General features: G+C 65.7%; 26 protein-coding genes. 8 read left to right on the top strand and 18 right to left on the bottom strand.

All coding sequences use genetic code 11. The features are described 5' to 3' along the window. Positions 1-2 precede the first annotated feature (2 nt). The 5 genes from AC1MCD_RS04175 to AC1MCD_RS04155 all read right to left on the bottom strand — a co-directional run bounded on the left by AC1MCD_RS04175 (position 3) and on the right by AC1MCD_RS04155 (position 4,459). Positions 3-479, bottom strand: a complete 477-nt coding sequence (locus AC1MCD_RS04175; protein ID WP_498676118.1) for a MarR family winged helix-turn-helix transcriptional regulator — start codon at positions 477-479, stop codon at positions 3-5. A 156-nt stretch (positions 480-635) separates the two neighbouring features. Next, entirely contained in the window at positions 636-2,372 is a 1,737-nt protein-coding gene (locus AC1MCD_RS04170) for a thiamine pyrophosphate-binding protein (RefSeq protein WP_498676117.1), read from the bottom strand. Between the two features lie 2 nt (positions 2,373-2,374). Next, entirely contained in the window at positions 2,375-3,442 is a 1,068-nt protein-coding gene (gene speB / locus AC1MCD_RS04165) for an agmatinase (protein ID WP_498676114.1), read from the bottom strand. Positions 3,443-3,530: 88 nt separating this feature from the next. After that, entirely contained in the window at positions 3,531-4,106 is a 576-nt protein-coding gene (locus AC1MCD_RS04160; protein WP_498676112.1) for a helix-turn-helix domain-containing protein, read from the bottom strand. A gap of 128 nt (positions 4,107-4,234) precedes the next feature. After that, complete coding sequence (locus AC1MCD_RS04155) at positions 4,235-4,459, bottom strand: hypothetical protein (protein WP_498676111.1); 225 nt, start codon at positions 4,457-4,459, stop codon at positions 4,235-4,237. Positions 4,460-4,725: 266 nt separating this feature from the next. On the opposite strand from AC1MCD_RS04155, the gene AC1MCD_RS04150 reads away from it, so the two are divergent. After that, the gene (locus AC1MCD_RS04150) at positions 4,726-5,868 is read left to right on the top strand and encodes a VIT1/CCC1 transporter family protein (protein ID WP_498676109.1); all 1,143 of its coding nucleotides are present in this window, start codon (positions 4,726-4,728) and stop codon (positions 5,866-5,868) included. On the opposite strand, the gene AC1MCD_RS04145 is transcribed toward AC1MCD_RS04150, so the two are convergent. The 4 genes from AC1MCD_RS04145 to AC1MCD_RS04130 are packed head-to-tail and all read right to left on the bottom strand — an operon-like array spanning position 5,865 to position 9,658. Next, a complete protein-coding gene (locus tag AC1MCD_RS04145) occupies positions 5,865-6,998 on the bottom strand; it encodes an LOG family protein (RefSeq protein ID WP_498676108.1) in 1,134 nt (377 codons plus the stop codon). The genes AC1MCD_RS04150 and AC1MCD_RS04145 overlap by 4 nt on opposite strands. A gap of 8 nt (positions 6,999-7,006) precedes the next feature. Next, positions 7,007-7,477, bottom strand: coding sequence for an SRPBCC family protein (locus AC1MCD_RS04140; RefSeq protein ID WP_498676107.1), 471 nt, complete (start codon positions 7,475-7,477; stop codon positions 7,007-7,009). Positions 7,478-7,530: 53 nt separating this feature from the next. Then, positions 7,531-8,376 carry an aldo/keto reductase gene (locus tag AC1MCD_RS04135; RefSeq protein ID WP_498676106.1) on the bottom strand — a complete coding sequence of 282 codons (846 nt, stop codon included), beginning with the start codon at positions 8,374-8,376 and terminating at the stop codon, positions 7,531-7,533. Between the two features lie 37 nt (positions 8,377-8,413). Next, a complete protein-coding gene (locus AC1MCD_RS04130; protein WP_498676103.1) occupies positions 8,414-9,658 on the bottom strand; it encodes an MFS transporter in 1,245 nt (414 codons plus the stop codon). A gap of 169 nt (positions 9,659-9,827) precedes the next feature. Between AC1MCD_RS04130 and AC1MCD_RS04125 the strand changes: the two genes are divergently transcribed. From AC1MCD_RS04125 to iolB, 5 genes are all read left to right on the top strand, one after another. After that, positions 9,828-10,277 (top strand): MarR family winged helix-turn-helix transcriptional regulator, encoded by a 450-nt coding sequence (locus AC1MCD_RS04125; RefSeq protein WP_498676101.1) that lies wholly within the window; start codon positions 9,828-9,830, stop codon positions 10,275-10,277. A 177-nt stretch (positions 10,278-10,454) separates the two neighbouring features. Next, positions 10,455-10,796 carry an ArsR/SmtB family transcription factor gene (locus AC1MCD_RS04120; RefSeq protein ID WP_498676100.1) on the top strand — a complete coding sequence of 114 codons (342 nt, stop codon included), beginning with the start codon at positions 10,455-10,457 and terminating at the stop codon, positions 10,794-10,796. Positions 10,797-10,812: 16 nt separating this feature from the next. Beyond that, positions 10,813-11,295, top strand: coding sequence for an SRPBCC family protein (locus AC1MCD_RS04115; RefSeq protein ID WP_498676098.1), 483 nt, complete (start codon positions 10,813-10,815; stop codon positions 11,293-11,295). A 294-nt stretch (positions 11,296-11,589) separates the two neighbouring features. Then, positions 11,590-12,330 (top strand): GntR family transcriptional regulator, encoded by a 741-nt coding sequence (locus AC1MCD_RS04110; protein ID WP_190988069.1) that lies wholly within the window; start codon positions 11,590-11,592, stop codon positions 12,328-12,330. Positions 12,331-12,346: 16 nt separating this feature from the next. Continuing rightward, positions 12,347-13,240 carry a 5-deoxy-glucuronate isomerase gene (gene iolB, locus AC1MCD_RS04105; RefSeq protein ID WP_498676096.1) on the top strand — a complete coding sequence of 298 codons (894 nt, stop codon included), beginning with the start codon at positions 12,347-12,349 and terminating at the stop codon, positions 13,238-13,240. A 109-nt stretch (positions 13,241-13,349) separates the two neighbouring features. Here iolB and AC1MCD_RS04100 read toward each other — a convergent pair whose 3' ends face one another. The 9 genes from AC1MCD_RS04100 to AC1MCD_RS04060 all read right to left on the bottom strand — a co-directional run bounded on the left by AC1MCD_RS04100 (position 13,350) and on the right by AC1MCD_RS04060 (position 22,753). Continuing rightward, on the bottom strand, positions 13,350-14,384 hold the full coding sequence (locus tag AC1MCD_RS04100; RefSeq protein WP_498676094.1) for a Gfo/Idh/MocA family oxidoreductase: 1,035 nt from the start codon (positions 14,382-14,384) through the stop codon (positions 13,350-13,352). 24 nt (positions 14,385-14,408) lie between these two features. Continuing rightward, the gene (locus AC1MCD_RS04095; RefSeq protein WP_498676092.1) at positions 14,409-15,209 is read right to left on the bottom strand and encodes a TIM barrel protein; all 801 of its coding nucleotides are present in this window, start codon (positions 15,207-15,209) and stop codon (positions 14,409-14,411) included. Beyond that, positions 15,209-16,303, bottom strand: coding sequence for a Gfo/Idh/MocA family oxidoreductase (locus AC1MCD_RS04090; protein WP_498676090.1), 1,095 nt, complete (start codon positions 16,301-16,303; stop codon positions 15,209-15,211). Before AC1MCD_RS04090 ends, AC1MCD_RS04095 begins: the two co-directional genes overlap by 1 nt. Before the next feature lie 75 nt (positions 16,304-16,378). Then, complete coding sequence (locus AC1MCD_RS04085; RefSeq protein ID WP_498676088.1) at positions 16,379-17,437, bottom strand: Gfo/Idh/MocA family protein; 1,059 nt, start codon at positions 17,435-17,437, stop codon at positions 16,379-16,381. After that, positions 17,434-18,432, bottom strand: a complete 999-nt coding sequence (locus tag AC1MCD_RS04080; protein WP_498676086.1) for a Gfo/Idh/MocA family oxidoreductase — start codon at positions 18,430-18,432, stop codon at positions 17,434-17,436. Before AC1MCD_RS04080 ends, AC1MCD_RS04085 begins: the two co-directional genes overlap by 4 nt. 101 nt (positions 18,433-18,533) lie before the next feature. After that, positions 18,534-19,460 (bottom strand): ATP-binding cassette domain-containing protein, encoded by a 927-nt coding sequence (locus AC1MCD_RS04075; RefSeq protein ID WP_498676085.1) that lies wholly within the window; start codon positions 19,458-19,460, stop codon positions 18,534-18,536. A 14-nt stretch (positions 19,461-19,474) separates the two neighbouring features. Beyond that, positions 19,475-20,542, bottom strand: a complete 1,068-nt coding sequence (locus AC1MCD_RS04070) for an ABC transporter permease (protein WP_498676083.1) — start codon at positions 20,540-20,542, stop codon at positions 19,475-19,477. A gap of 64 nt (positions 20,543-20,606) precedes the next feature. After that, positions 20,607-21,602: a substrate-binding domain-containing protein gene (locus AC1MCD_RS04065; RefSeq protein WP_498676079.1), complete on the bottom strand. Its 996-nt coding sequence runs from the start codon at positions 21,600-21,602 to the stop codon at positions 20,607-20,609. 146 nt (positions 21,603-21,748) lie between these two features. Continuing rightward, the gene (locus AC1MCD_RS04060; protein ID WP_498676076.1) at positions 21,749-22,753 is read right to left on the bottom strand and encodes a LacI family DNA-binding transcriptional regulator; all 1,005 of its coding nucleotides are present in this window, start codon (positions 22,751-22,753) and stop codon (positions 21,749-21,751) included. A gap of 161 nt (positions 22,754-22,914) precedes the next feature. Here AC1MCD_RS04060 and AC1MCD_RS04055 point away from each other — a divergent pair, with 161 nt between their 5' ends. Both AC1MCD_RS04055 and AC1MCD_RS04050 read left to right on the top strand, forming a co-directional pair. Continuing rightward, a complete protein-coding gene (locus tag AC1MCD_RS04055; RefSeq protein WP_498676074.1) occupies positions 22,915-24,093 on the top strand; it encodes a Gfo/Idh/MocA family protein in 1,179 nt (392 codons plus the stop codon). Then, positions 24,090-25,109 carry a sugar phosphate isomerase/epimerase family protein gene (locus AC1MCD_RS04050; protein WP_498676073.1) on the top strand — a complete coding sequence of 340 codons (1,020 nt, stop codon included), beginning with the start codon at positions 24,090-24,092 and terminating at the stop codon, positions 25,107-25,109. Before AC1MCD_RS04055 ends, AC1MCD_RS04050 begins: the two co-directional genes overlap by 4 nt. The last annotated feature ends 80 nt before the right edge of the window (positions 25,110-25,189 follow it).

Genomic DNA, 25,189 nt, shown 5'->3' with positions numbered 1-25,189 from the left:
TTCTACGGGGTCGGGGTGGTGATGTGTCCGGCCGCCGTTGCCCGGGTTGATTGTTTGAGGGAGTCGGAGAGCTTGGTCAGCATTCGCGCCGTGTCTTCGGCGTCCTCCTGGCTCCAGTCGCTGAGGTAGCCCTGCAGGGTGGCAGTGCGGTGCTCCTCGATCTGCCGGAGCTTCTCCACGCCGGCCGTCGACAGGGCCACCAGCTGGGCGCGCCCGTCCGCCGGGTCCTGCCGCCGGATAACGTAGCCCTGCTCCTCGAGGTCCGCGATATGGCGGCTGAGGACTGGAGCGGAGACGCCGAGGCGCTCCGCGAGGTGCGTGGCGCGGGACTCCCCCTCCCCCACGAACCGCAGCACACCCTGCAACGCCACACCGGTGTCCTGCCCGCTGAAGCTCGCCGCGGCCACACACCGGACCATGCGCTGAAGGTCGAAAATGCGGTAGACCAGGTCCGCTGCGGTGTCCGGCGCGACTGCCATGATGAATGCTCCTCAGTGTTTGCCTCAAGCAACTATATAATTAAATGGTTGCTTTGGGAAACTAAGAAGATGGGCGAGGCCCCCACTCCTTCCGGACCGGGGGCCTCATGGGCCGCTCCGCGCTATGGCGGAGCGGAGTTTTGGTTCCTAGACCGGTCAGCCGTCCAGATGGGTGGGAGCGAACATTTTAAGGAGCGTTTCGACGACGACGACGTTCGGCCCGTCCGCCGCGAAGCCCGCTTTAAGCGCGTCCCCCACGCCCTCAGGGGCCACGCGCGTTGCCGGTATCCCGAACGCTTCAGCGAGCTTGACGAAGTCCGGCCGGGCGAGCTCGGTGGCGGTTGCCTTACCGAAGGCGCCCACCATGTATTCACGCAGGATGCCGTAGCCGCCGTCGTCCACAATGAGCCAGGTGACAGGGATGTTGTGCTGCTTGGCGGTGGCGAGCTCGGAGATGGAGTACATGGCCGATCCGTCCCCGGAGACGGCTAGTACCCGGCCGGCCCTGCCCACCGTTTCCAGGCCTACGGCGCCGCCGATGGCCGCGGGGAAGCCATAGCCAAGGCCGCCGGCGCCTTGGGCAGAGTGGAACTGGCCTTCCCGGGCGTCCCAACAGCTCCAGCCCCAGTACGCGGCGATGGTCATGTCCCAGAAGGTCTGGATGCCCGCCGGCACCGCCTCCCGGATATCGGCCATGAACTTCAGTTCCTTGGCCAGGTCCTGCGATTCCAGCCGGGCGCGGACCTTGGCGAGGGACTCCTTGACCAGCGCTTCGGGGGTGGCGCCATGCCAGTTGGGCCGTTCTGCCTGGCCGGATTCAGCACGCTCACCCGTCAGGGCTTCGTCGAGGGCGGCGAGCGCCTGGCCGGCGTCAGCACGGATACCCAGGCCCGGGCGGTTGGACTCGAGCACCCGCGGCTCGGCGTCGATCTGGATGATCCGGCCGCGGGGCTCGAAGGTGAAGTAATTGGAGGTGACCTCACCCAGGGACGAACCGATCACGATCAGGACGTCCGCAGCCTCCAGGACGTCGGTCATGTACCGGTCCTCGATCCAGGACTGCAGCGACAGTTCGTGGTTCCAAGGAAACGCGCCGTTGCCGCCCGGGGTGCAGATCACCGGCGCCCGCAGTTTTTCCGCGATCGACAGCAGGGACTTCTCCGCCCGGCCCCGCCGGGTACCTCCGCCGGCAATGATGGCCGGACGTTCCGCCGTCGACAGCCACCTCACTGCCTCCCGGATCAGTTCCACCCGCGGAGGGTTGTCCGCCGCCTCGGCCAGCGCGTCCTCCACCGGCGGGACCATGATGGGATCCAGCAGCACGTTCTGCGGGATTTCCAGCCACACCGGACCCTGCGGCGAGGAGATGGCCTCGGTCCAGGCGTCCTGGATGGCCGACGGGATCCCGGACGCGTGCTGGATCAGGCGCTGGCTCTTGGTGACGTTCGCGGCCGAGGCCTTCTGGTCATCGAGCTGGTGCAGCATGCCCTTGCGCCGGGCACCCAGGCCCTCGAGGGGGATCTGGCTGGCCACCACCACCATGGGCACGCCGGTGGCGTAGGCCTCCTGCAGCCCGGCGAGGGACGTCAGCGCGCCCGGCCCGGTGGACAGGAACAGCACACCCACCTCCCCCGTGGCCCGGGCATAGCCGTCGGCCGCGAAGGCGCTGTTGTTCTCCACCCGGGAGGACACAAAATGCAGGTTGCCGCGGCCCATGGCATCAAACAGCCCCAGTGCGTGCTGGCCCGGGATGCCAAAGACGGTCTTGGCGCCGAGCGCTTCAAGGGTCTCGACGACGAGGTCCCCGCCGTTGCGCTGGCCGGCGCCGGTCCCGTCCCCCGCGGAGGCGGAGGCGGAGGCGGTAGCTGCTGTGCCAGGTTCGAAATCAATCATCCTTAGGACTCCTTCGTGGCGGCGGCGAAACCCGCGGGCTGGCGGACATCCTGGCCAAGGGCCTGGGCAGCGTAGCCGTTGGCTGCGCCGAAGCGGTCACCTTCCACTGCATTGTCCGCCATCAGGGTGACCAGCTCATAGGCCACGTGACTGGCGGCCACGCCGGTGATTTCTGCGTGGTCGTAGGCCGGGGCCACTTCGACGATGTCGGCTCCAACGAGATTCAGCCCACGGAGGCCGCGGATGATTTCCAGGAGCTCTCGGCTGGTGATGCCGCCGGCTTCGGGGGTTCCGGTGCCGGGTGCGTGCGCGGGATCCAGGACGTCGATGTCCACGGAGATGTACAGCGGGCGGTTGCCGATCCGGTCGCGCACCTTGGCCACAGTCTCCAGGACGCCCTGGTAGTAGACGTCGGCGGAGGTGACGATGCCGAACCCGAAGCGGTGGTCGTCGTCGAGATCCTTCTTGCCGTAGAGCGGCCCGCGCGTGCCAACATGGCTGATCGCGTCGGTGTTCAGGATGCCTTCCTCGACGGCCCGCCGGAACGGAGTTCCGTGCGTATATTCCGCGCCGAAGTAGGTGTCCCAGGTATCCAGATGCGCATCGAAGTGCAGCATCGCAACGGGGCCGCCCGCACGTTCAGCGGCTGCGCGGAGCAGCGGCAGGGCGATGGTGTGGTCCCCGCCGAGGGTCACCAGTTTGCTGCCGGCAGCTGTGAGGTCCAGGGCGTTCTGCTGGATGGTTTCAATGGCTTCGTTGATGTTGAAGGGGTTGACCGCCATGTCACCGGCGTCGGCCACCTGCACGTTTTCGAACGGGCTGACGTCCCAGGCGGGGTTATAGGGACGCAACAGGCGGCTGGCCTCCCGGACGTGGTTGGCCCCGAACCGCGCGCCGGGCCGGTACGAAACGCCGGAGTCGAAGGGCACACCCACCACCGTCACATCAGCTTTGGCCACCTGGTCCAGGCGCGGGAGGCGCGCATAAGTGGCGGCTCCGGCGTACCGCGGAACGCGGGCAGAATCGATGGGACCGAGGTTCCCATTGGCTTCAATGCGCAGCTCTTTCACGGCGGGCCTCTCCTATAAGGGTTGATCTGTGACAGCCATCATAGACCTGGGTTGCCCCCTGCGCATCAACTGTTTACAAAACCGCGCCCTACCGGCTGGCCGCGGGGACCAGGACCCAGAGAACCTCCGCCGGCTCGTCCGTCGGATTGACCCAGGTGTGTGGTTCGCGCCCGGGGAAGGTCACGGTATCGCCGGTGGTGAGCTCGAATTCCTCGTTGGTCATGATCAGGCGGATGTGGCCCTTGATCACATGGAGCACATCGACATCGCAGTCCACGGCATACAGTTCAGCTTCGCCCCGGCCGTGCGGCCCGATGACGGCCTGGATGATTTGGATGCGCCGCTCGGACCGGGCCGTCAGCAGGCGCTCCACAATGCCTTCGCCACCCAGAGAGATTCGGGGACCTTCATCCCGCTTGGTCAGGTGCGTCTCGGGGGCAGCGAACAGGTCGCCAATGGAGATGGACAGAACCTGGCACAGGGTCACCAGCGAGGCCACGGAGGGAGAGGTAAGGTCCCGCTCCACGCGGCTGAGGAAACCCTTGGTCAGGCCGGTGGCGTCCGCAACCTGTTCGATGGTCAGGCGCTGCGACTGCCGGGCAGCACGGATCCTGGACCCGATGGCCACCGGAACGTTGCTCGGCTCTACTGGCAGTGCCTTCATGTGCGGACCTTTCGTGGCCGGCGGTCCGGCCCCATCCCTGGAGCAATCCTAGTGAACTACATTAGGCGCACGACGGCGGCACTTTCGGTTCCGCATCAACGAAACCGGAAGTGCCGCCGTCGTCCGTTCTATTCAGTTCCGCGGAATTCGTCATCATCCAAGGGAACCACGCGCTCCTCGGCATCCACTTCCACCGGGGGCGTCGGGACCACCGCGTGTTCGGAGTCCACGAGTTCGTCCCCGGCGTCCCAATCATCCTCGCTGATGGGGACATCCTCGGCGTAGTCGTACGCGGGATCCGCTTCAACTGACTCGAGGTGCGGCATGTCCGGTTGGGGTCCGGCGGTGTTCATGGTTCAACCTCCGTTTGATCGCCTGACGTGCTCGTTGTGGTGTCGCCAACGGGCTCCACACCTTCATCACAGCACCGCCCGACAGCCCGGTCAAGGGTCTTTGGAACCGCCTCTGGAACCACCTCGGGAGCGGCCTTGGAGGGGCAAAATTTTAAGGGAAGCCGAAACTCTGCAGTGAGGTCAGCCAGCCGAAAATCCGCGGAATTACGCGGTAAGCTGGCTCCGCAATGGGGCCGAACCATGCCCAGTCCAGCATAGGAGCCCCCGTGACTCACCACGCCAATTCAAGCCCAACCCAGCCGTCCGCCGATGCGTCCCCGGAAGCCGGCACGCCCACCACGGCCGACCTCCGCCGGTGGCGCCAATACCTGGCGGACGAACGCGCAGAGGCCGCCGTCTATCGCGATCTGGCACAGAACCGCGAGGGTGAAGAGCGCGCCATCCTGCTGGCCCTCGCCGAAGCCGAAGGCCGGCACGAGGCACACTGGCTCCAGCTCCTCGGTGAGCACGCACACAAGGCCCGGCCGGCGTCTCTCCGCAGCCAGCTGCTGGGCTTTTTGGCCCGCCATTTCGGCTCTGTCTTTGTCCTGGCCCTGGCCCAGCGCGCCGAAGGCCGCTCCCCCTACGCCAAGGATCCCAACGCCACTGCCGCCATGGCGGCAGACGAACAAATCCATGAGGAAGTGGTCCGTGGCCTGGCCACCCGGGGCCGCAACCGGCTCGCCGGCACCTTCCGGGCCGCCGTCTTCGGTGCCAACGATGGACTGGTCAGCAACCTCTCACTTGTGGTGGGGATGGCCGCATCCGGCGTTGCCAGCAGTGTGGTGCTCCTCAGCGGCATAGCCGGGCTCCTGGCGGGAGCCATGTCCATGGCGGCCGGCGAGTTCGTTTCGGTGCGCTCCCAGCGGGAGCTGCTGGCGGCCACCCGCCCCACCCAGATCACCCTCGCCGCGGCCCCGAAGCTGGACCTCGAACACAACGAGCTCCTGCTCGTCTACTTGGCGCGAGGCATGTCCCGCGAGGCAGCCGAGCACCGCGTTGCCGAACGCATGGGCCTGCTCGGCTGCGACTGCGATCCCAGCCTGTCCCTGCAGCCCGAACTGCCCGAGACCGAGGACCAGCACGAAGCCGTGGGTACGGCGTGGGGTGCTGCCCTGTCCAGCTTCTGCTTCTTCGCCTCCGGCGCCGTGGTCCCCATCCTGCCGTTCCTCTTCGGCCTGACCGGACTGACGGCACTGATTGTGGCCGGCGTGCTCGTGGGGCTGGCGCTGCTGGTGACCGGCGGAATCGTTGGGCTACTGTCCGGGACGTCGCCTCTGAGCCGCGGCCTGCGCCAGCTTGCCATTGGCCTCGGGGCCGCCGCCGTGACTTACGTGCTGGGACTGGCTTTCGGCACCGTGGTGGGCTAGCCGCCCAGCACCGCGAGCGCTTCACCCACGCTGTCCACGAGGAAGATCCGCTCCGCCATGGGCCGGCCTGCGGCCAGTTTGTGCAGCATCGGCCACGCAGGTAACTCCATTTCCCAATGTCGCCTGCCAACGAGCACCATGGGCGTGACTGCTTCCCGGGCGCCGTAGTAGTTTTCGCAGGCGTCCTGGAAGATTTCCTGCACGGTACCCGCCGCTCCCGGCAGGAAGATGACTCCGCCGTCGCAAAGTTCCAGCAGGATCGCCTCACGGATTGAATTGGCGAAGTACTTGGCGATATGCGTGGCGAAGTAGTTGGGCGGCTCATGCCCGTAGAACCAGGTGGGGATACCCAACGAGGGGGTTCCGTTCGGATAACGTTCGACGACGGCGGCCGCCTCGCGTGCCCACGCGGACACTGAGGGCCGGAACCCGGGGACGGTTCCAAATCCGGCCAGCACGTCCTGGAACTCGGCATCCGGAATCCGGCTGAGGTACGCGCCCAGGTTGGCTGCTTCCATGGCGCCGGGGCCGCCGCCGGTGGCCACCATCCGCCCGGACTCTGCAAGGAGCCCGCCGAGCTGCGCTGCCTGGGCGTAGTCCGGGGTGCCTCTTTGTGCGGCATGCCCGCCCATCACTCCCACGGTGGTTCTGCCCGTGGAATGCTCCGACCGCATGAATTCCTCCAGGGCGTCGCCGATGGAGTGGTCGTGCAGCGCCGAAGCCAGCGTGGCATCAAGCCGGCGACGCTGACCGGGGCGGATGCTCCACTGATAAACGAGCGCATCGGGCAGTTCCTCGTAGGGCCTCGATGCCAGCCCGGCGTAGAGTTCCTGCGGCGTGTACAGCCGGGCCCGGTAGGCATCGAACGGCACCCCCTCCAGCCTGGGAAAGATCAGCGCGCCGCGGTGCCGGAGGGCGTCCTCCACCCCCTGATCGAAGGTGCAGCCGAGGAAAATTGCGCCTTCCACGTCCAGTGTCTCCAGCGCCACCTTCCGGCCACGCAGGTCCAGTGACTGGGCGTGCCAGCCGCGCATGGCCACGGCCCCTGCCGCCAGCAGGCGGTCGAAGGCGTCGAGGCTTTCGACCTCAAGGGTCCGCGGGCTCGGGGTCAGGCCGCCGGAGGGGTTCATGCCGGGGCTTAGTCTGTTACCCCGGCGGCGCCCGTCAGGTGCTGATCGAGCCGGAGCAGGGTCTTCTCGATGCTGGCCGGGTGGCGGCGCAGGTAGCCTGCCATCCGGAGGAAAAACTTGCCCCGGACTGCCCTGGCATCCCACTGTTCAGTGACGCGCGTCCCGGCGGTACCGGCGTTGTCGGTGGCCGGTACCAGGATGTAGCGCCAGACGTGGCCGTAGAAATGGCGCCAGGCAATGCGCCGGCCTTCCTCGAATTCGCAGACGGTGTTGAGGATTTTGTAGTCCACTTTCATGTTCATCTCCATGCCGAAGCGGGCTCCGAGTTCGAGCCGCTCCGGGCCGCGGGGCTGGGCACCCTTCACGGTGCCGGAGCCGTCAATCACGCTATGCAGCGCCGGCGTGGCCAGCACCTCGAAGATCTCTTCCGGCGATGCGGGGATGAATCGTTCACGGGACACCAGGTATCGGTTATTCATTCCCCCAGCCTAGGGCCATGGTTAGCCGGGCCCGGCACCGCAGCCGGGACCCTTTAGCCGTTGAACTCTGCCGGATGCGGACCTGTGCGGCCGTCCCGCTCGAGGGCGTCGATCACGGACAGTTCGTCCGCGGTCAGCTCGAAGCCAAAGACGTCCAGGTTCTCCCGGATCCGCTCCGGCGTCACCGACTTGGGGATGATGATCCTTCCCTGCTGCAGGTGCCAGCGCAGGATGACCTGCGCAGGGCTGACACCGTGGCTGTCTGCTATCGCAACCACCGCAGGATCGGCCAGCACGGCGCCCTGGGCAAGCGGGCTCCAGGCTTCCGTAACGATCCCGTGCTCGGTGTTGAAAGCGGCAAGCTCGCGCTGCTGGAGCGCCGGGTGGAGCTCGATCTGGTTGATTGCCGGTACCGTGCCGCCCAGATCAATGACTTTCTGCAGGTGTTCCGGGAGGAAGTTGGAAACGCCGATCGCCCTGACCCTGCCGGCGGCCAGCAACTGTTCCAGCGCACGCCAGGCCTCCAGGTACCGGTCGGTGGCCGGTGCGGGCCAGTGGATGAGGTAAAGGTCGAGGTAGTCCAGTCCCAGCTTCTCCAGGCTGGCCTCGAAGGCAGTCAGGGTGGCGACATAGCCGAGGTCGGCCACCCAGAGCTTGGAGGTGATAAACAGCTCTGCGCGGTCGATGCCCGAATCTGCGATGGCGCGACCGGTGCCCGCCTCGTTGCCGTAGATCGCGGCGGTGTCGACGCTGCGGTAACCGGCAGCCAAGGCGAGGCTGACCGCGGCGGTGGTGTCGGCGTCGGAAACCTGGAAGACGCCGAATCCAAGCTGCGGCATCCGCACCCCGTTATTAAGGGTGATCGCCGGGATGGTTGGGGTGATGGGGGTGGACGTCATGGGTTCTCCTTGGGTGGCGTGTGCGGACGTGGAAAAGCTAGAGCAGGGCGTCTGCGCGTTCGACGGCGCCTTGCTCGCCGGGGGCGGACGGCGCCAGCTGCGCGGGTGAGGGCAGCGCGGCAGCCCGCGCTCCGGTCCGCTTGGCCCCTGCGGCGGCGATGACCATAACGACGAGGCCCAGCAGGGTGATGCCGGCGCCGGCCCAGATGGGTGAGGTGTAGCCGAGGCCGGCGGTGATGGTTACGCCACCGAGCCATGCCCCGAGGGCGTTGCCCACGTTGAAGGCGCCAATGTTGGCTCCGGACGCGAGCGTTGGTGCGCTGGACGCGTACTTCATCACCCGCATCTGCAGGCCGGGAACGGTGGCGAATCCGAAGCCGCCCATCAGGACGATGGAGGCGATGGTGAGCACCTGGTTGCCTGCAGTCAGGGCAAAGCCGACCAGCACCACCACGAGTACGGAGAGCACCACCACGAGCGTGCGGTCCACGTTGCGGTCCGCGGCCTTGCCGCCGAGGGTGTTGCCGATGAACAGGCCAACGCCGAAGACGATGAGCAGCCACGGCACGGTGGACGCCGCGAAGCCGGAAACCTCGGTGAGCGTGAAGGCGATGTAGGTAAAGGCGCCGAACATCCCGCCATAGCCGAGGATGGTGACCAGGATGGAGAGCCAGACCTGGCCGGACCGGAAGGCGCGCAGTTCAGTGCGCAAGGATCCCGGCACCGTGTCGCCGTGTCCGGTCTTGGGCACCAGCGTGAGGATTCCTGCGAGGGCGATGACACCAATCACGGTGATGGCCCAGAACGTGGAGCGCCAGCCGGCAGCCTGTCCCAGCATGGTGCCGAACGGTACGCCCAGGACATTGGCTGCCGTGAGCCCGGTGAACATGATGGCGATGGCGCCGGCTTTTTTGGTGGGAGCCACCATGTCCGCGGCCACCACGGCGCCAATTCCGAAGAAGGCTCCATGGGCCAGGGCAGCAATGATGCGGCCGATCATCATCATCCCGTAATCGGGGGCAATGGCTGAGATCAGGTTGCCGGCGACGAACAGCACCAGCAGGACGGCGAGAACTGGCTTGCGCTCAAAGCGTGTCACCGCCGCGGTGAGCAGCAAGGCACCAACGACGACGGCGAGGGCGTAGCCGGAGATCAGCCAGCCCGCCGTGGCTTCGCTGACCTGGAAATCGGCGGCAACCTCGGGCAGCAGGCCCATGATGACGAACTCGGTGAGTCCGATGCCGAACCCGCCGAGGGCGAGGGCTATCAGGCCGATGGGCATGGGAGTGCTCCTTTGAGAATGTACGGGAAGAGATAGGAAGCGTAAGCTAGTAGTTGTAGACGCGTTATTTATTGTTGCACGAGCAGATACAACGCGCAAGCAACTACTTTGATATGTGTGCCGGTTCACGCCCCAGGCGTCCCTGCATATACCCGGAAAGGACAGGAAAATGGGCATCAAGGACGACGCCGTCGAGGTTCGCGCGCAAGGCTGGCGCACCTTGGCGGCGCTGCACGGCCTGATCGAAGGCGAGCTGGAGCGGTCACTGCAGGCCGAATCAAAACTCTCCGTGGTGGAGTACACCGTCTTGGACGCCCTCAGCCGGCAGGACGGCTGGCACATGCGCATGCAGCAGCTGGCACGCGCCACCGCCCTCAGCGCCAGCGCCACCACCCGACTGGTCAACCGCCTCGAGGACCGCGGGCTGCTGACGCGGATCCTTTGCGCGGATGACCGCCGGGGAATCTACACGGAGCTCACCACCAGCGGCGTGGCCCTGCTTGAGGAGGCCCGGCCGGTCCATGACACCACGCTGGAGCGCGCCCTGGCCGAGGCGCAGGACATTCCGGAGCTTGCCGCTTTGGTCGACGCCCTGCCGCGGCTCCACGCCGCGGCCTAGCCACCACGCTTTTGCGCGTGAGGCTTTAGGGCGCGACCGCCAGGACTCCCCCACACCGCATTATCTGGACAAAAACTCCTTGACCGGAGGCGGCTTCAGGCATAGATTTGTAATCAATCAATCAGTTGATCAATGAAGAAGTTGATTACCGGTTTGATGACGTAGAAAGGCCACACGATGAGCTCCGACGACGGCACCCTGGACTCGGCCTTTATGGCCCTGGCCGATCCCGTCCGGAGGAGCATCATCGCCCGGCTCAGCCGGGGCCCGGCCACCGTGAATGAACTGGCGGAACCTTTCGAGATCTCCAAGCAGGCGGTCTCGAAACACATCCAGGTACTTGAGCAGGCGCAACTGGTCACCCGGACCAGGGATGCACAGCGCCGGCCCGTGCACCTGAACCCCGCACGGCTCGAGGCGCTCACAGCGTGGATTGACCAGTACAGGCTGGTCCGCGAAGGGCAGTTCCGCAGCCTTGACGCCGTACTCAGATCAAACGCCGCGGGCAGCGGCGGCTAAATTCCAAGGAGTCATTATGAGCAATTCCCTGAAGCTCAGCGTTCCGGACGGCGTCCCCTTTATCGACTATGAACGCGAGTTCGATTTCCCGGTTGCCGACGTCTTCCGCGCCCACAAGGAACCGGACCTGATTGTCCAGTGGCTTGGCCCCAGGGGCTACAAGATGGACATCGACCACTACGATTTCCGTACCGGGGGCAGTTACAGCTACCTCCACACCGGGCCTGAAGGGACGCCATACGAATTCAAAGGCATCTTCCATACGGTCCGCGAAAACGAGTTCGCCATCCAGACGTTTGAATTTGGCGGCTACCCGGACGTGGTCAGCCTGGAATTTATGACTTTCGAGGACCTCGGCAACGGCCGCACCCGGCTGCGGGGCCACTCCGTCTACCCCAGCCTGGAGGCCCGGGACGGGATGGCGCAGTCCGGGATGGAAGGCGGCATGACCGAAGGCTACGAGCGGCTCGACGAACTGCTGAGCGGCGCAAAGGTCTAAGACAGCAAAAAGTACGACGGCGGACGGTCACCTTCCCGGCGAAGGTCACCGTCCGCCGTCGTCTGCGGGATGCACAGGGAACACGCGTCCCGAAATCATCTGGACTGACGTCAGGACATTGACACTCGAGCATTTCGCCACCAACTAGCCAATTACACCCCCTTGACGCTCGCCGGGTTGCTGCTAATATCGAGAAAAGGAAGCATGTCCTATCAAAAGAACAAAGGGTGACATACTCGGCCCGTCCTGTTGTTGGACGGGGCGGGATTGAGCCTGGAACGCGGGGAACATTCAGTGGCGAATCAGCTTGGTCTCACCATCGACCGATCCTCCCCCGTGCCCTTGTACCACCAGGTGGTTCAGGGTATTGAGGCCGCGATCCACAGCGGCGTGCTGGAGCCGGGCAGCCGGCTGGAGAACGAAATCGACCTTGCGGCCCAGTTGAACCTCTCCCGGCCAACCATGCGCAAAGCCATGGACGAACTGGTCCGCTCCGGCCTGCTGGTCCGAAAGCGGGGCGTGGGAACGCAGGTGGTTTCCAGCCAGGTCCGCCGGCCCCTGGAACTTTCCAGCCTGTTTGATGACCTGACCAACAACGGGAAGAAGCCCACCACACAGGTGCTGAGCTTTTCCCACATGGAGGCCGACGCCCCCACCCTCGCCACGCTTCAGCTTCCTGCCGGCTCCAAGGTCTACCACTTCACGCGGCTGCGCAAGGTGGGCGGCAAGCCGCTGGCGCTGATGGAGAACTGGGTCCGCGATGACATCGCCACCATGGACGAAGCCATGCTGGCGGCCGAAGGACTTTATGCGATCCTGCGCCGGGGCGGCGTCAACTTCCGCCTGGCCACCCAGCGGATCGGCGCGATGATTGCCAACGACTACCAGGCGCCCCTGCTTGAGACGGACGTGAACTCTGCCCTGGTGACCATGGAACGCACGGCCGTGGACGATACCGGCCGCCGGGTCGAGACCGGACACCACGTGTACCGCGCCGATTCCTACAGCTTTGAAATGACACTCGTACAGCGCTAACGCAAGGATTTCTGCCATGACCAATTGGGTCTATCCCCTGGGCTCCGCCATGGACGGCGACTGGGACGTCTCGCTCGGCACCTCCGATTCCGCCACGGCAGTGGACGGCTGGGCCCACACGGGCCTGAAGGTCGCCACCCTCGCGGCGGGCGCCGCCGTCGAACTTCCCGCGGCCGGAGAGGAACGGATTGTGGTTCCGCTGAACGGCTCTTTCACCGTCACCGTGGACGGCGTGGACCACCTCCTTACCGGACGGCGCTCGGTGTTCCACGGTCCCAGTGATGTCCTGTACTCAGGCACCGGAAAGGCCGTCACCATCAGCTCAACCGACGGCGGGCGCGTGGCCGTCGCCACGGCCCCGGCGCAGGCCTCGCACCCCACCCGCCTCGTGACCGCAGCGGAAACACCTGTGGAACTGCGCGGCGCCGGCAACTGCTCCCGCCAGGTCCACAATTTCGGCACCCCTGCCGCCCTGGAAGCAGACCGCTTTATCGTCTGCGAGGTACTGACGCCCGCCGGCAACTGGTCCTCCTACCCCCCGCACAAGCACGATGAGGAAAAGGACGGGGAAACCAACCTCGAGGAGATCTACTACTTCGAGACCCAGGTTGCCGCCGGATCCAGGGCACCTGCCGACGCCGACGCCATCGGCTACCAGCGCGTCTACGCCTCCGATGACCGCCCCATCGATGTGGCCGCCGAGGTCCGCACCGGCGACGTGGTGCTCGTCCCCTACGGCTGGCATGGCCCCGCCATGGCCGCGCCCGGCTACGACCTGTACTACCTCAACGTGATGGCCGGGCCCGGCCCGGTCCGCGAATGGCTCATCAGTGACGACCCCCACCACGGCTGGGTGCGGCAGAGCTGGGACGGACAGGACATCGACCCCCGGCTGCCGTTCACCGCGTAGCCCGGGTCACGGGGCACATACCCGCAGCCAAGGCAGGCCGAGACAAACAAAAGTGCCCCTTCCTGAAACCAGCGGTTCAGGAAGGGGCACTTTCGTGTGGCGAGGTAGCTCAGCTGGCTACCTTCAGGGCCACCTTGACCGGCGCGCCCGTTGCCAGCGATTCCTGGGCTGCATCGGCCACCCGGGATGCTGCCACGGCGTCCTCCGGCGTGCAAGGGTTCTCCCGCTCGCCCAGGATCAGTTCCACAAACGCTTCCATCTCGGAGCGGTACGCCTGGTCGAACCGCTCGGCGAAGGTCTGGTGCGGTTCACCGGCGGGAAAGGTGATCCCGGCTTCGGCGGACTTCATAGCCGTCTTCCCGTCCAGGCCCACCATGACCGAGCGGCTCGACCCTTGGATCTCCAGCCGGACATCGTGGCCGGCCCCGTTGTACCGGGTGGCGGAAACCGTTCCCACCGTGCCGTCGTCGAACGTAATGACGGCGAGGGCCGTGTCCACGTCGCCCACTTCGCCGATGGCCGGATCACCGTTGTTGGACCCCTTTGCGTAGACTTCCACGATTTCGCGGCCGGTCAGCCAGCGCAGGATGTCGAAGTCGTGGACCGAGCAGTCGCGGAACAGGCCACCGGACGTCGCCAGGAATTCCACCGGCGGCGGCGTCATGTCGCAGGTGACCGCGCGCAGCGAATGGATCCAGCCCAGCTCGCCGGCCTGGTAGGCACGCTTGGCTTCGAGGTAGCCGGCGTCGAAACGGCGCTGGTGGCCGATCTGCACCACGCCGTTGTTGTCCCTGATGTAGTCCAGCACCGGCAGGGCATCGGCCACGTTCATGGCCACCGGCTTTTCGCAGAACACCGGAATGCCAGCGTCCACTCCGGCCCGGATGAGTTCCGGGTGGGTCCCTGTTCCCGTGGCGATGACCAGGCCGTGCACGCCGGAGGCGATCAGGTCCGCCACGGAGGGCAGGAACTCGGCACCGAGGCCTGCGGCAATATTCCGCGCGTGGCCTTCCGCCACATCCGTCAGCCTGAGCCGGACATTGATCCCGCGCGGGTTGAGGACTCCGTTGAGTGCGGCGATGTTGTTGGCGTGCATCACGCCGATGCGCCCCACTCCCACCAGGCCGAGAATGACATCCTTCATAGTGTTCCTTCGTCAGTAGTAGTGCTAATGGATTGTGGCGGGCTGAAGGGGCGCCGGATGGAGGGTGAAGGCCGCCCGGAACGCGTCCAGCGCCGCGTCGCTGTCGCCGCTGGCCCAGGCTTCCAGGCCGACGGTTCCGTCATAGCCGGCCTCGGCGAGCGCCCGGGCGACTGCCTGGTAATTGATTTCACCGGTGCCGGGCTCACAGCGGCCCGGCACATCCGCCACCTGGATTTCGCCGATGTGCGGCAGAGCGGTCCGCACCAGTTCAATCAGGTTCCCCTCCCCCAGTTGTGCGTGGTAGAGGTCCAGCATGAGCTTCACGTTGGGGTGCGCGGCGGCTTCCACCAGGGCCAGGGTGTCCTTGGCGCGGGCCAGCGGGATGCCGGGATGGTCCAGTACGGTGTTGAGGTTCTCCAGGCAGAACGTCACCTGGTGTTCCTCCCCCAGCGCGCCGAGGCGTGCCAGGGTCCGGGCCCCGGTGCTCCACATGCGGCCGGTGGAACGGAAGACGGGCCGTGCCGCTTTCCCGTCCACCAGTTCGGCAGAGTGCACCACCAGGCGGCTGACACCGAGCTCCAGGGCAGTGGGGATCAGGGTCGCCGCGGTCCGGACCACGTCGTCGGCGGTGTCGGGATCCACCAGGCTGCCGGCGGTGTATCCCGTCATCGAGGAAAAGACCGCGCCGGTTGCCTTGAGCGCCTCCAGGTCCTTGGTGCGGGAGTCCCACAGCTCCACGTCGAACCCGGCGTCGTGGATGCGCTGCACCCGTTCGGCAAACGGCAGGTCGGTGAAGAAAATCTCCGCGCAAACGGCCAGCCGCATCAGACTCCTGCCTTAGCGGCCGCGGGGACAGCAACAGGGCCGCCCTGTTTGACGGAGTCGATGCAGGCCAGTGCCATGGAAAGGGCACGGCGGGCGTCTGCGGTTCCAGGCGTGAGGGTGAAATCGCCCGACGGCGGCGGCGTACCGTCGCGCCGGGACCTCACCACAGCGGCGAAGTCTGCGAGTTCATCCGTGTAGGCGTCCCGGAAGAGCTCCACATTGAGCCGCGGGGTGTCTGCCGCAAGGCCGTCGGCGGTGTAGCGGCGGGCTGCAGTTTCTGTGGAACGGCCGGCCTGGACCATGCCCTTGGAGCCGAAGACCTCGCCACGGACGTCGTAGCCGTAGAGGGCGCTGAAGTTTGCCTCGGCCACGGCGATGGCACCGTTGCTGTAGCGGATGGTCACCACAGCCGTGTCCAGGAAACCCTGGTCCCGCAGCCCGGGCTCCACCAGCGCATCGGCGATGGCGTAGACCTCCACCGGCTCGGCCCCTTCGTTGAACCAGTTCAGGGTGTCGAAGTCGTGGATGAGGGTTTCCAGGAAGATGGTCCAGGCGGGGACCCTCGCCGCGTTCGGGATGCTGCCGTTGCCCGGATCGCGGGTCAGCGAGCGCAACAGCTGCGGTTGACCGGCGGTGCCGGCCGCGAGGTCCTTCTTGGCGGCCTGAAAGTCCTCCGCGTACCGGCGGTTGAAGCCAATCTGGAAGTGCACGCCGGCCGCCTCCACAGCGGCGATTGCGGCGTCGAGCTCGTCCAGGCCCTGGCCGGCGGGCTTCTCGCAGAACACGTGCTTTCCGGCCGCGGCGGCCTGGCTGATCAGGGCTGCGTGGAAGCGGGCCGGGCTGGCGATGATCACGGCATCGATCTCGGGATCGGCCAAGATGTCATCCGCGCTGGCGGTGACCTTGGCCGTGCCGAGCGATGCTGCAAGCGCCCCGGCGGATTCGAGGTTGGGGTCGGCGATGGCGGCGAGCACGGCATCGGGGACACGGCGGGCAATGCTTCCGGCGTGGAATGCGCCCATCCAGCCCGAACCGATAAGTCCGATGCGGACCGGTGCCGGGACGGGAACGGGGTTCTGTGCGAGGTAAGCCATGGCTTGTCCTTTCGGGTGGGTCCTAGCGTTTGAGTGGATCAGTGGCGTGCGGGTGGTCTCGTTGGTTGTGGTGCGTCAGTGCCGGGCGGTGCGGACCGGAGTGGCCGCTTCGCCGGGGAACACAACCCCGAGCTGGCGGCGGATCTCATCGGCCACTTCCAGCGTGCGGATGGAGGCCGCCAGCGATCGTTGTTTCACTTCCGTGTTGCCTGCGGCAATCGCCCGCGCCACCGCCGCGGCCTCATAGTGCAGTCCTTCGAAGTGGCCGCCGGCAGGTTCGTTGTGGCGCAGGCGTGTGCCGTCAGGGAAGCGGACCTCGAACCCGCCGGGCATGTTGAAAGGCCCGTCGATGGTCAGCGTTGCTTCGGACCCCACCACTATGGCGGCGGTGGGCGTGAAGTTGTGAACATGGGTGTTCACCACAGCCTGGGCGCCGCCGTCGAACTGTATGACGGCGGACAGCTGGGCGTTGACCCCGGACTCGTGGGGCTGCCCGATGGCGGCCAGTTGCTGCGGGCTGCCCAGCACCTCGGTGACCAGGGCCAGCGGGTAGGTGCCCAGATCAAGCAGCGGGCCGCCGGCCAGTTCGGGATTGAAGATGCGGTGGGAGGGCTCGAAGTGCTCGCCGTACTCCGCGACAACCGTAGTAATGGTACCCAGAGTGCCGGCTTCGATGATCTGCCGGATCACATCAAACTTGGGCAGGAAGAACGTCCACATTGCCTCTGCGGCGAAGACCCCGGCGGTCTCGGCCCGGGCGGCGATGTCCCGCGCCTGGTCCGCATTGAGCCCGATCGGTTTTTCGATCAGGACGTGTTTGCCGGCGTCGATGGCCAGCACCGCGGCCGCGTGGTGGCCGGTGTGGGGCGTGCACACGTAGACGATGTCGATGTCCGGGGCGGCGGCCAGCTCCTCATAGCTGCCGTACGCCGCAGGCACGTCGAAGGTGTCCGCGAAGGCCTTGGACCGGCTCAGCGAACGGGACCCGACGGCGGCGATTACCTGCCCGGTGTGCGCCTGGATCGATTCGGTGAAGCGTTCGGCAATCCAGCCCGGGCCCATGATTCCCCAGCGCAAAACAGGGGCATCTCGGGAGTCGGGGACGCGGGACTGTGGGAGTGCATTAGAGGTCATGCGTAGCTGACTTTCGTGGCAGCACCGTCGCTGTGCAGCGACTGGATCATGGCTTGGGCACCGAGCGAGGCGTTGAGTCCGTCCTGCGCGCCGGCGAGCAAAGGCTTCTCTCCGGCGGCGAGCGCGGAAATCCACGCCTGCAGCTGCAGCCGGTAGGCGTCGGCAAACCGGGGACGCCAGTCCGCCGGGATCTGCTCCTGACGGGTTCCTTCTTGCTGGATCCGCAGCATGGCCGAATCCTGGAGGTCTATGGTTCCCCGTTCCGAAACAACCTCGCAGCGGGTGGTGTAGCCATACTGCGCATTCAGGAACAGCTCCAGCGTGGTGAGGGTTCCGTCCGCGGTGCGGAGCGTCATAAAAGCGGGATCCCGCAGCCCGGCGTCGGCCTGCCGGGTGGTCTTTCCGGCCTGCCATGACACTTCCGTGATGGGAGAGTCCAGCAGCCAGGGAATGATGTCCAGCTCGTGGATGGCCGAATTGGTGATGGCCGATTCGGCGGTGGCACCGGGAGCCGCGGACGCGTTCCGGCTGATGCAATGGACTATCAGGGGCTCGCCCTGCGCCCGGCCATGCACGGCCTGCCGGAGGGCCACGTACCCCGGGTCGAAGCGCCGCATGAAGCCTAGTGAAAGCAGGGAAGCTCCCGTCGCGGCCACCATGTCTGCGTCCGCGGCCACCACTTCGAGGCTTTCCAGAAGGGTCGGTGCCAGCGGTTTTTCGCACAGCACCGGGGTCATCGCCTCAAAGCACTCCAGGACAAGGCCGGCGTGCGTGGAATCGTGGGAGGCCACCACGACGGCGTCCACCTCGCTGGAGTTGATCAGCTCCGATGGATCAGTGGTGATGCGTGCCGACGGCGGTGCTGCCGCGGCGGCGCGGTCGGCGTCGAGATCTGCCACAAAGGTGACTTCGGCACCGCCGATGCTGGTGGAGAGGTTCCTGATGTGGTCCGCGCCCATGATTCCGGCGCCGATGACGCCTACCCGGATCGGCATGGTGTTCCCTTCGTTAACGATCGTACGTGCGTGGATACCTGATGGTGCACACATGGCGGGGCGCTCCGGAGGGGTCCGGAGCGCCCCACCGTGTGCTGCCGCTAGGCGTGTTTCGGGCCGCCTGCGTTAGCGCTGTCCGAGACGTCGGCCACTTCGGCTTTGACTTCTTTCACCACGTCGCCGTGGCCGCCGAGCTGTTCGAGTTCGTGGGCGAGTTCGGCCAGTTCGGCGCCGCCGGCCATCTGGGCGGTGAGTTCGTCGAGGGTGATGTCTTTTTTGTCGTAGTAGCCGATCGATTTGCCGCGCTTGAGCAGCAGGAACCGGTCACCGACGGGGAACGCGTGGTGCGGGTTGTGGGTGATGAAGATGACCCCGAGGCCGCGGTCGCGGGCCTGCAGGATGTACCGCAGCACCACACCTGACTGCTTCACGCCCAGCGCCGCCGTCGGCTCGTCCAGGATCAGCACCTTCGCACCGAAGTACACGGCCCGGGCGATCGCCACACACTGGCGTTCACCGCCGGAGAGCTGGCCGATGGGCTGCTCCACATCGCGCAGGTCGATGCCCATCTCGGCGAGTTCCTTGAGCGTGATCGTCTTCATCTTCTCGACATCCATGCTTTTGAACGGGCCAAAGCCGGACGTCAGTTCCGAGCCGAGGAAGAAGTTCCGCCAAATCGGCATCAGCGGCACCACGGCCAGGTCCTGGTAGACGGTGGCGATGCCCGCGTCCAGGGCATCCCTCGGTGAGGAGAATTTGCGTTCCTCGCCCATGATGTTCAGGACCCCGGCGTCGTGCTGGTGCAGGCCGGCGATGATCTTGATCAGCGTGGACTTGCCCGCGCCGTTGTCGCCCAGCACGCAGGTGACCCGGCCGTTATCCACCGCCATGGTGACGTCGGACAGGGCGATGATGTTGCCGTAATGCTTGCCGACGCCCTCGAGCGAGAGCAGGTGCACGGGGGTGTGGGTCAACGGGTCCTTTTCATCCTTGAGCAGGGTCTGCTGGTCGATCTGATTGGCATTCATTCTTGTTCCGCCCCTTACTTGAGCTCTGCGCGGCGTTTGACGATGAGGTTGACGATGGTGGCCAGCAGCAGCATCAGGCCCAGGAAGAACTTGAACCAGTCCGGGTTCCACTGGGCGTAAACGATGCCCTTGTTGGCCATCCCGAAGATGAACGCGCCGATCGCGCCGCCCACCGCCGAGCCGTAGCCGCCGGTCAGGAGGCAGCCGCCGATCACTGCGGCGATGATGTAGAGGAACTCGTTGCCCACGCCCTCGCCGGACTGCACGGCGTCGAAAGCGAAGAGGTTGTGCATGCCCAGGATCCAGCCGCAGAAACCGACCGCCATAAACAGGCCGATCTTGGTTTTGGTCACCGGAACACCCACTGCGCGGGCCGCGTTAGCGTCACCGCCGACGGCAAAGATCCAGTTGCCCACCCGGGTGCGGAGCAGAACCCAGGACGCCACAGCGACGAGGATGATCCAGAAGAACACCGTGATTTTGACCTCGACCCCGCCGATGCTGATGGACGAGGCAAACACCGCACGGGCGGATTCGAAGCCGTCCAGCTTGGAGATGGACGGCGAGGACACACTGCCGCCGATGAGTCGGGTCAGGGCCAGGTTCAGGCCGGTCAGCATGAGGAATGTCGCGAGGGTGACGATGAAGCTGGGAAGTTTCGTCTTCACGAGGATCCAGCCGTTGATGAAACCGATTCCCAGTGAAACCACGAGCGCCAGGATCACGCCGACCCACGCGTTCATCGAGAAGTTCCAGCTGAACAGGGAAGCCGTCAGTGCTGAGCTGATGACGGCCACACCGGTGGAGAGGTCAAACTCGCCGCCGATCATCAGCAGCGACACCCCCACCGCCATGATCCCGATCGTGGAACTGCCGTACAGGATGGTGGCCAGGGCGTTGGGCTGGGTGAACGTTGAGGACACCAGCGCGAAGAAGACGAAAAGCACCACCGCTCCGACGAGCGCGCCCACCTCGGGGCGGCCCAGAAGCTTCTGGACGGGGCTTCGTTGGCCCACTCTTTCGTCGGCGCGTGGCACGGGGGCCGAAGCCGGTGCCGGCGGCAGGGTTGCTGTCTTTGCCATAGGAAGAACTCCTTGTTGGTCAGGCCGCGCGGCGGTCACCCGCCCCGCGGCCAGAAGCCTGGATCTAGCGGACGCCCTGCTGGGCGAATTTGAGAACGTCGGAAGCGTTGGACTTGTCCACAATGGTGGGACCGGTCAGAACAGGCTGGCCGCCGCCGAGCTTGAAGCCGCCGCGCTTGGCCTGCCAGAGCGAATCAACGGACATGTAGCCCTGAAGCCACGGCTGCTGGTCCACGGTGAAAATCACGGCACCATCCACGATTTTTTGAGCAAGGTCGGCGTTCAGGTCGAAGCTGGCTACCTTTGATGAACTGCCGGCATCCGTGACTGACTTGAGCAACGTGAGGGTGATCGGTGCGCCGAGGCCGATAATGACATCCGCGTCCTTGGCCGCCTGAAGCTTCGCGGTCGCTGTGGACTGGACTGAGGTCATGTCCTTGCCGTCAACGTAGAGGATCTCGGTGCCCGGAACCTTGGCCTTGACGCCCGCACAGCGTGCCTCAAGACCTACGTGGCCCTGCTGCTGGATGACGCAGACGGGGTGCTTGTAGCCTTGCTCGGCGAGCTTGGCGCCCACCGCCTGGCCCGCGAGCTGCTCGTTCGAACCGAAGTGGGTAAATGCGCCGAGCTGAGCCGAGATAGACTCGCCGGCGTTGAGGCTCACCACGGGAATGCCGGCGTCGGTGGCTTTCTTCAGGACATCCTTGAGCGCGTCCGGGGTGGCGAGGGTGACAGCAATGCCGTCAACCTTCTGGTCGATGGCCTGCTGGACGAGCTGGGCCTGGCGGCCGGCTTCGGGATCGCTGGTGTAGAGCAGTTCCACGTTGTCTTTCGCGGAAGCCTCCTCGGCACCCTTGCGGACAATATCCCAGAACGTATCGCCCGCCGCAGCGTGGGTGATGAGGGCTACCTTCATCCGGTCAGTACTGACGGCCTGTCCACCGCCGGCGGCATTGCCGCTGTCGGCAGGCTTGCCGCCTTGGCCGGAACAAGCACTGAGAGCCATCATCGGAACGACGGCCGCCACCAGGGCCGCCTTCCGCCACGAAAACTTATTCACGATTTATCTCCTTTGATCGGGGTTACGGCCCTGCCACTCTGCAGACGCTCAAAGCCCTCTACACCGATCATCGTGACTCAACTCACAGAAGTCAAGACTTTGTCCTGACATTAGGATGTTTTGACGTCTTGGGCGGCTAATGAAACTCAGGACGCGGCACGAGCCGTAGTGGAGCGCAGCACCAGGACTGGCTCAATCAGCACCCGCTCCGGGTCGATGGCTGGGTCTTGGATCCTGGCCAGTAGCCTGTTCGCCACCTCAGCCCCCAGGAGGTCGCTGCGGTTATCAACCGATGTAATGTCCAAAAACCGCGACTGCGCCAGCGGCGAGTTGTCGTATCCCATCACCGAGATGTCCTGCGGTACCCGAAGGCCGCGGGCTTTGAGCACCGCCAAGGCTCCCAGCGCCATCGTGTCGTTGGCAGCGAAGATCGCCGTTGTGTCGGGATACTGCTCAAGGAGGTGGGCCGCGGCAGCGTAACCATCCTCCTCGGAGGTGCCGCCGGCTTCGCCAACGGTTCGGTCCCGGAGGCCCGCCTCCAGGATCCGGCTCCGGAAACCCGCCCGTCGATGATCGCCCGCGCCACCCTTCCCCGACAGGTGCCCGATGCCGGTGTGACCAAGCTGGAGGAGGTGCTCGACGGCGGCACGAGCGCCGCCGTCGTCGTCGCCGGTGATCAGATCGGCCCCCTCCGGGACACCACTGCGCCAGCCGGCCACAACGGTGGGCACCCTGCTCCGGGCCAGCATGGAAACGCTCGGTTCCGCCGCGATGACCAGGCCGTCCACGTGCATGGCCAGCAGTCCGTCGGCGGCGTCGCTGATGCGGTCTTCGCCGGGCTGCGAGTCGGCGAGGGTCACGTGGTACCCATGCGCAGACAGGGCGGACTGCATGCTCCGCAGGAGGTCAACGAACCACAGATTCCGGTAGTCCTCGATCAGCAGGCCAATGCTTTTGGTCCGGCTGCTGGCCAGGGTTGTGGCCGCCCGGCTGGGGCGGTATCCGAGCTCCGAAATCGCCGCCAGGACAGCCTCGCGGCGCTTATCGCTGACCTTCGCCGGCGACCGGAGGACCAGGGACACCAGCGACGGCGAAACCCCCGCCCGTTTCGCAACGTCGTAGAGGGTGGGCCGCCCGGATCCGGGACTCATCGCACTCATTCGTGGCCCGCACTCTCTTCCAATCCGGATTCACCCGGAAACATTGACAGGACATATAGACATGGCTACGCTTAGACTCAGCATACAAAATTGTAGCGCTACAAAAAGCCGTCGTGTGTCCCCGCCGCGGCTGAATTTCAAAGGAGAAATCAATGGCTGAAAGCCTTGGCGTCGCGGTCATCGGTGCTGGAATGGCCGGAAAGGCCCACGCGGCGGCCTACCGGACAGCGTCCACCCTCTACAGCCCGGTCCTCCCCCAGGTCCGCCTCGTCTCCATTGGTGACGTGAACGCCGAATTCGGTTCCCTCGCTGCCCGCCGCTTTGGCTACGAGCGCCATGACACGTCATGGCAGGCCATCGCCGAAGCTGACGACATCGACGTCGTCAGCGTTGTCATTGCGAACTCGCTGCACCGCGAAGTGGTGGAGGGACTGCTGGCCGCCGGCAAGCACGTGCTGTGCGAAAAGCCGCTGAGTGACTCGATCGAAGACGCCCGGGCCATGGCCGAGGCCGCCCGGAACGCCAGCTCCATCGCGCGCATTGGCTTCACCTTCCGCCGCACGCCGGGCATCGCCTACATCCGCGACCTCATCCGCAACGGCGTGCTCGGCAACGTCCTGCACTTCAGTGGCCGCTACTGGACCGACTACGGATTTAGCCCGTCCGCCCCTATGAGCTGGCGCTACAAGGGCGGCCCCGGTTCCGGTGCGCTGGCCGACGTCGGAAGCCACCTTGCTTATGTTTCTGAGTTCCTCTGCGGCGACATCAAGTCTGTCACCGGCGGGCAGTTGAGCACTGTCATCGGCAAGCGCCCCCTGCCTCTTGCGGCCGTTATGGGCCACGACCATGCTGCCGTCAGCGACACTTTCGAAGCCGTCGAGAACGACGACTACGCTGCGTTCAACGCGGAGTTCGAAAACGGTGCCGGCAGCTTTGAAGTTTCCCGGGTCGCAGCCGGGCACGCCAACAGCCTGCAGTTCGAGGTGTTCTGCGAAAACGGTGCCGCCAAGTTCGACCAGCGACGCCCGTCCGAAATCCAGCTGTTCCTCAACGACGGCTCCGGCAACGAGAACGGCTACCGCCAAGTAATCCTCGGCCCGGGCCACCCGTACATCACCGGCGGGCTGGCCATGGACGCCCCCGAAGTCGGCTTTGGCCAGAACGACGCGTTCGGTTACCAGGCCCGCGCTTTCCTCGAAGAGGTGGCCGGCCTCAGCGAAGCGGAGTCACTGCCCCGCTGCGCCACGTTCGACGAGGGCGTACGCAACATGGAACTCCTCGGCGCCGTAACCGAATCCGCGCTCAACAACGGAAAGAAGATCACGCTGTGAAACTTGGCGTCTACAACGCAATCCTGCACGACCGTCCGCTGCCCGAGGCTCTCAAAGTCATCGCGGACCTGGGCCTGACAGGCATCGAAATCAACACTGGCGGCTTCCTGCCCGCCGTCCACGTCCCCACGTTCGATGAGATCCTCACAAGCGACGCAGCCCGGGACGACTATCTGGCGATCTTCGAAGGAACCGGCGTCTCGATCGCCGGCCTGAACTGCAACGGCAACCCGCTGCATCCGAAGCGGGAGATCGGCGAGAAGCATGCCGAGGACATCCGCCGCTCCATCCGGCTGGCACACCGCCTCGGCCAGGACCGTGTGGTCACCATGTCCGGCCTGCCCGGCGGCGAGCCGGGCGCCACCACGGTCAACTGGGTGGTCAACGCCTGGAACTCGGCGGCACTGGATGTGTTGGACTACCAGTGGGGCGTTGCCGCGGAATTCTGGAAGGAAACCGACAGGCTCGCCGCTGACCACGGCGTCAAGGTGGCCCTGGAACTGCATCCGCAGAACATCGTCTTCAACACCGCTGACGTCTACAAACTCATCGAACTCACCGGCGCCACGCATGTCGGCGTCGAGCTGGATGCCTCCCACCTGTTCTGGCAGCAGATGGATCCCATAGCGGTGGTGCGCGAACTCGGACCGCTCGTTTTCCAGGCTGCCGCAAAGGACGTCCGGGTCAACACCGCGAACGCCGCGCTCTACGGTGTGCTCGACAACAGCTTCCGCCGGCTCGCTCCGGAGGAAAACCGGACCAACCTCGGCGGCGACGAGTGGGCCAACGAGTGGCCGAAGAACTCCGCCTGGGACTTCGTGGCCCTGGGCCGCGGACACGACACCGCCTTTTGGACCGAGTTCCTGCGGGCGCTGCACGAGGTGGACCCGGAGATGCTGGTCAACATCGAACACGAGGACACGTCCCTGGGCCGGATCGAAGGGCTGCAGGTGGCAGCCAAGGTCCTGCTCGACGCTGATGCCGCACTTGCCGCGTCCCTGAACCCGACGGCCTAAACACCCACGCCACAGGGCTGGCAGCAGGGGCGTCGCTTTCGCGGCGTCCCTGCTGTTGTGTCTCCTGAGCATTCCCCCGA

It is taken from the genome of Arthrobacter sp. BF1, from assembly GCF_056680215.1.
The sequence above is the reverse complement of the archived record's forward strand: the minus strand, read 5'-3'. Positions and strand labels throughout refer to the sequence as shown.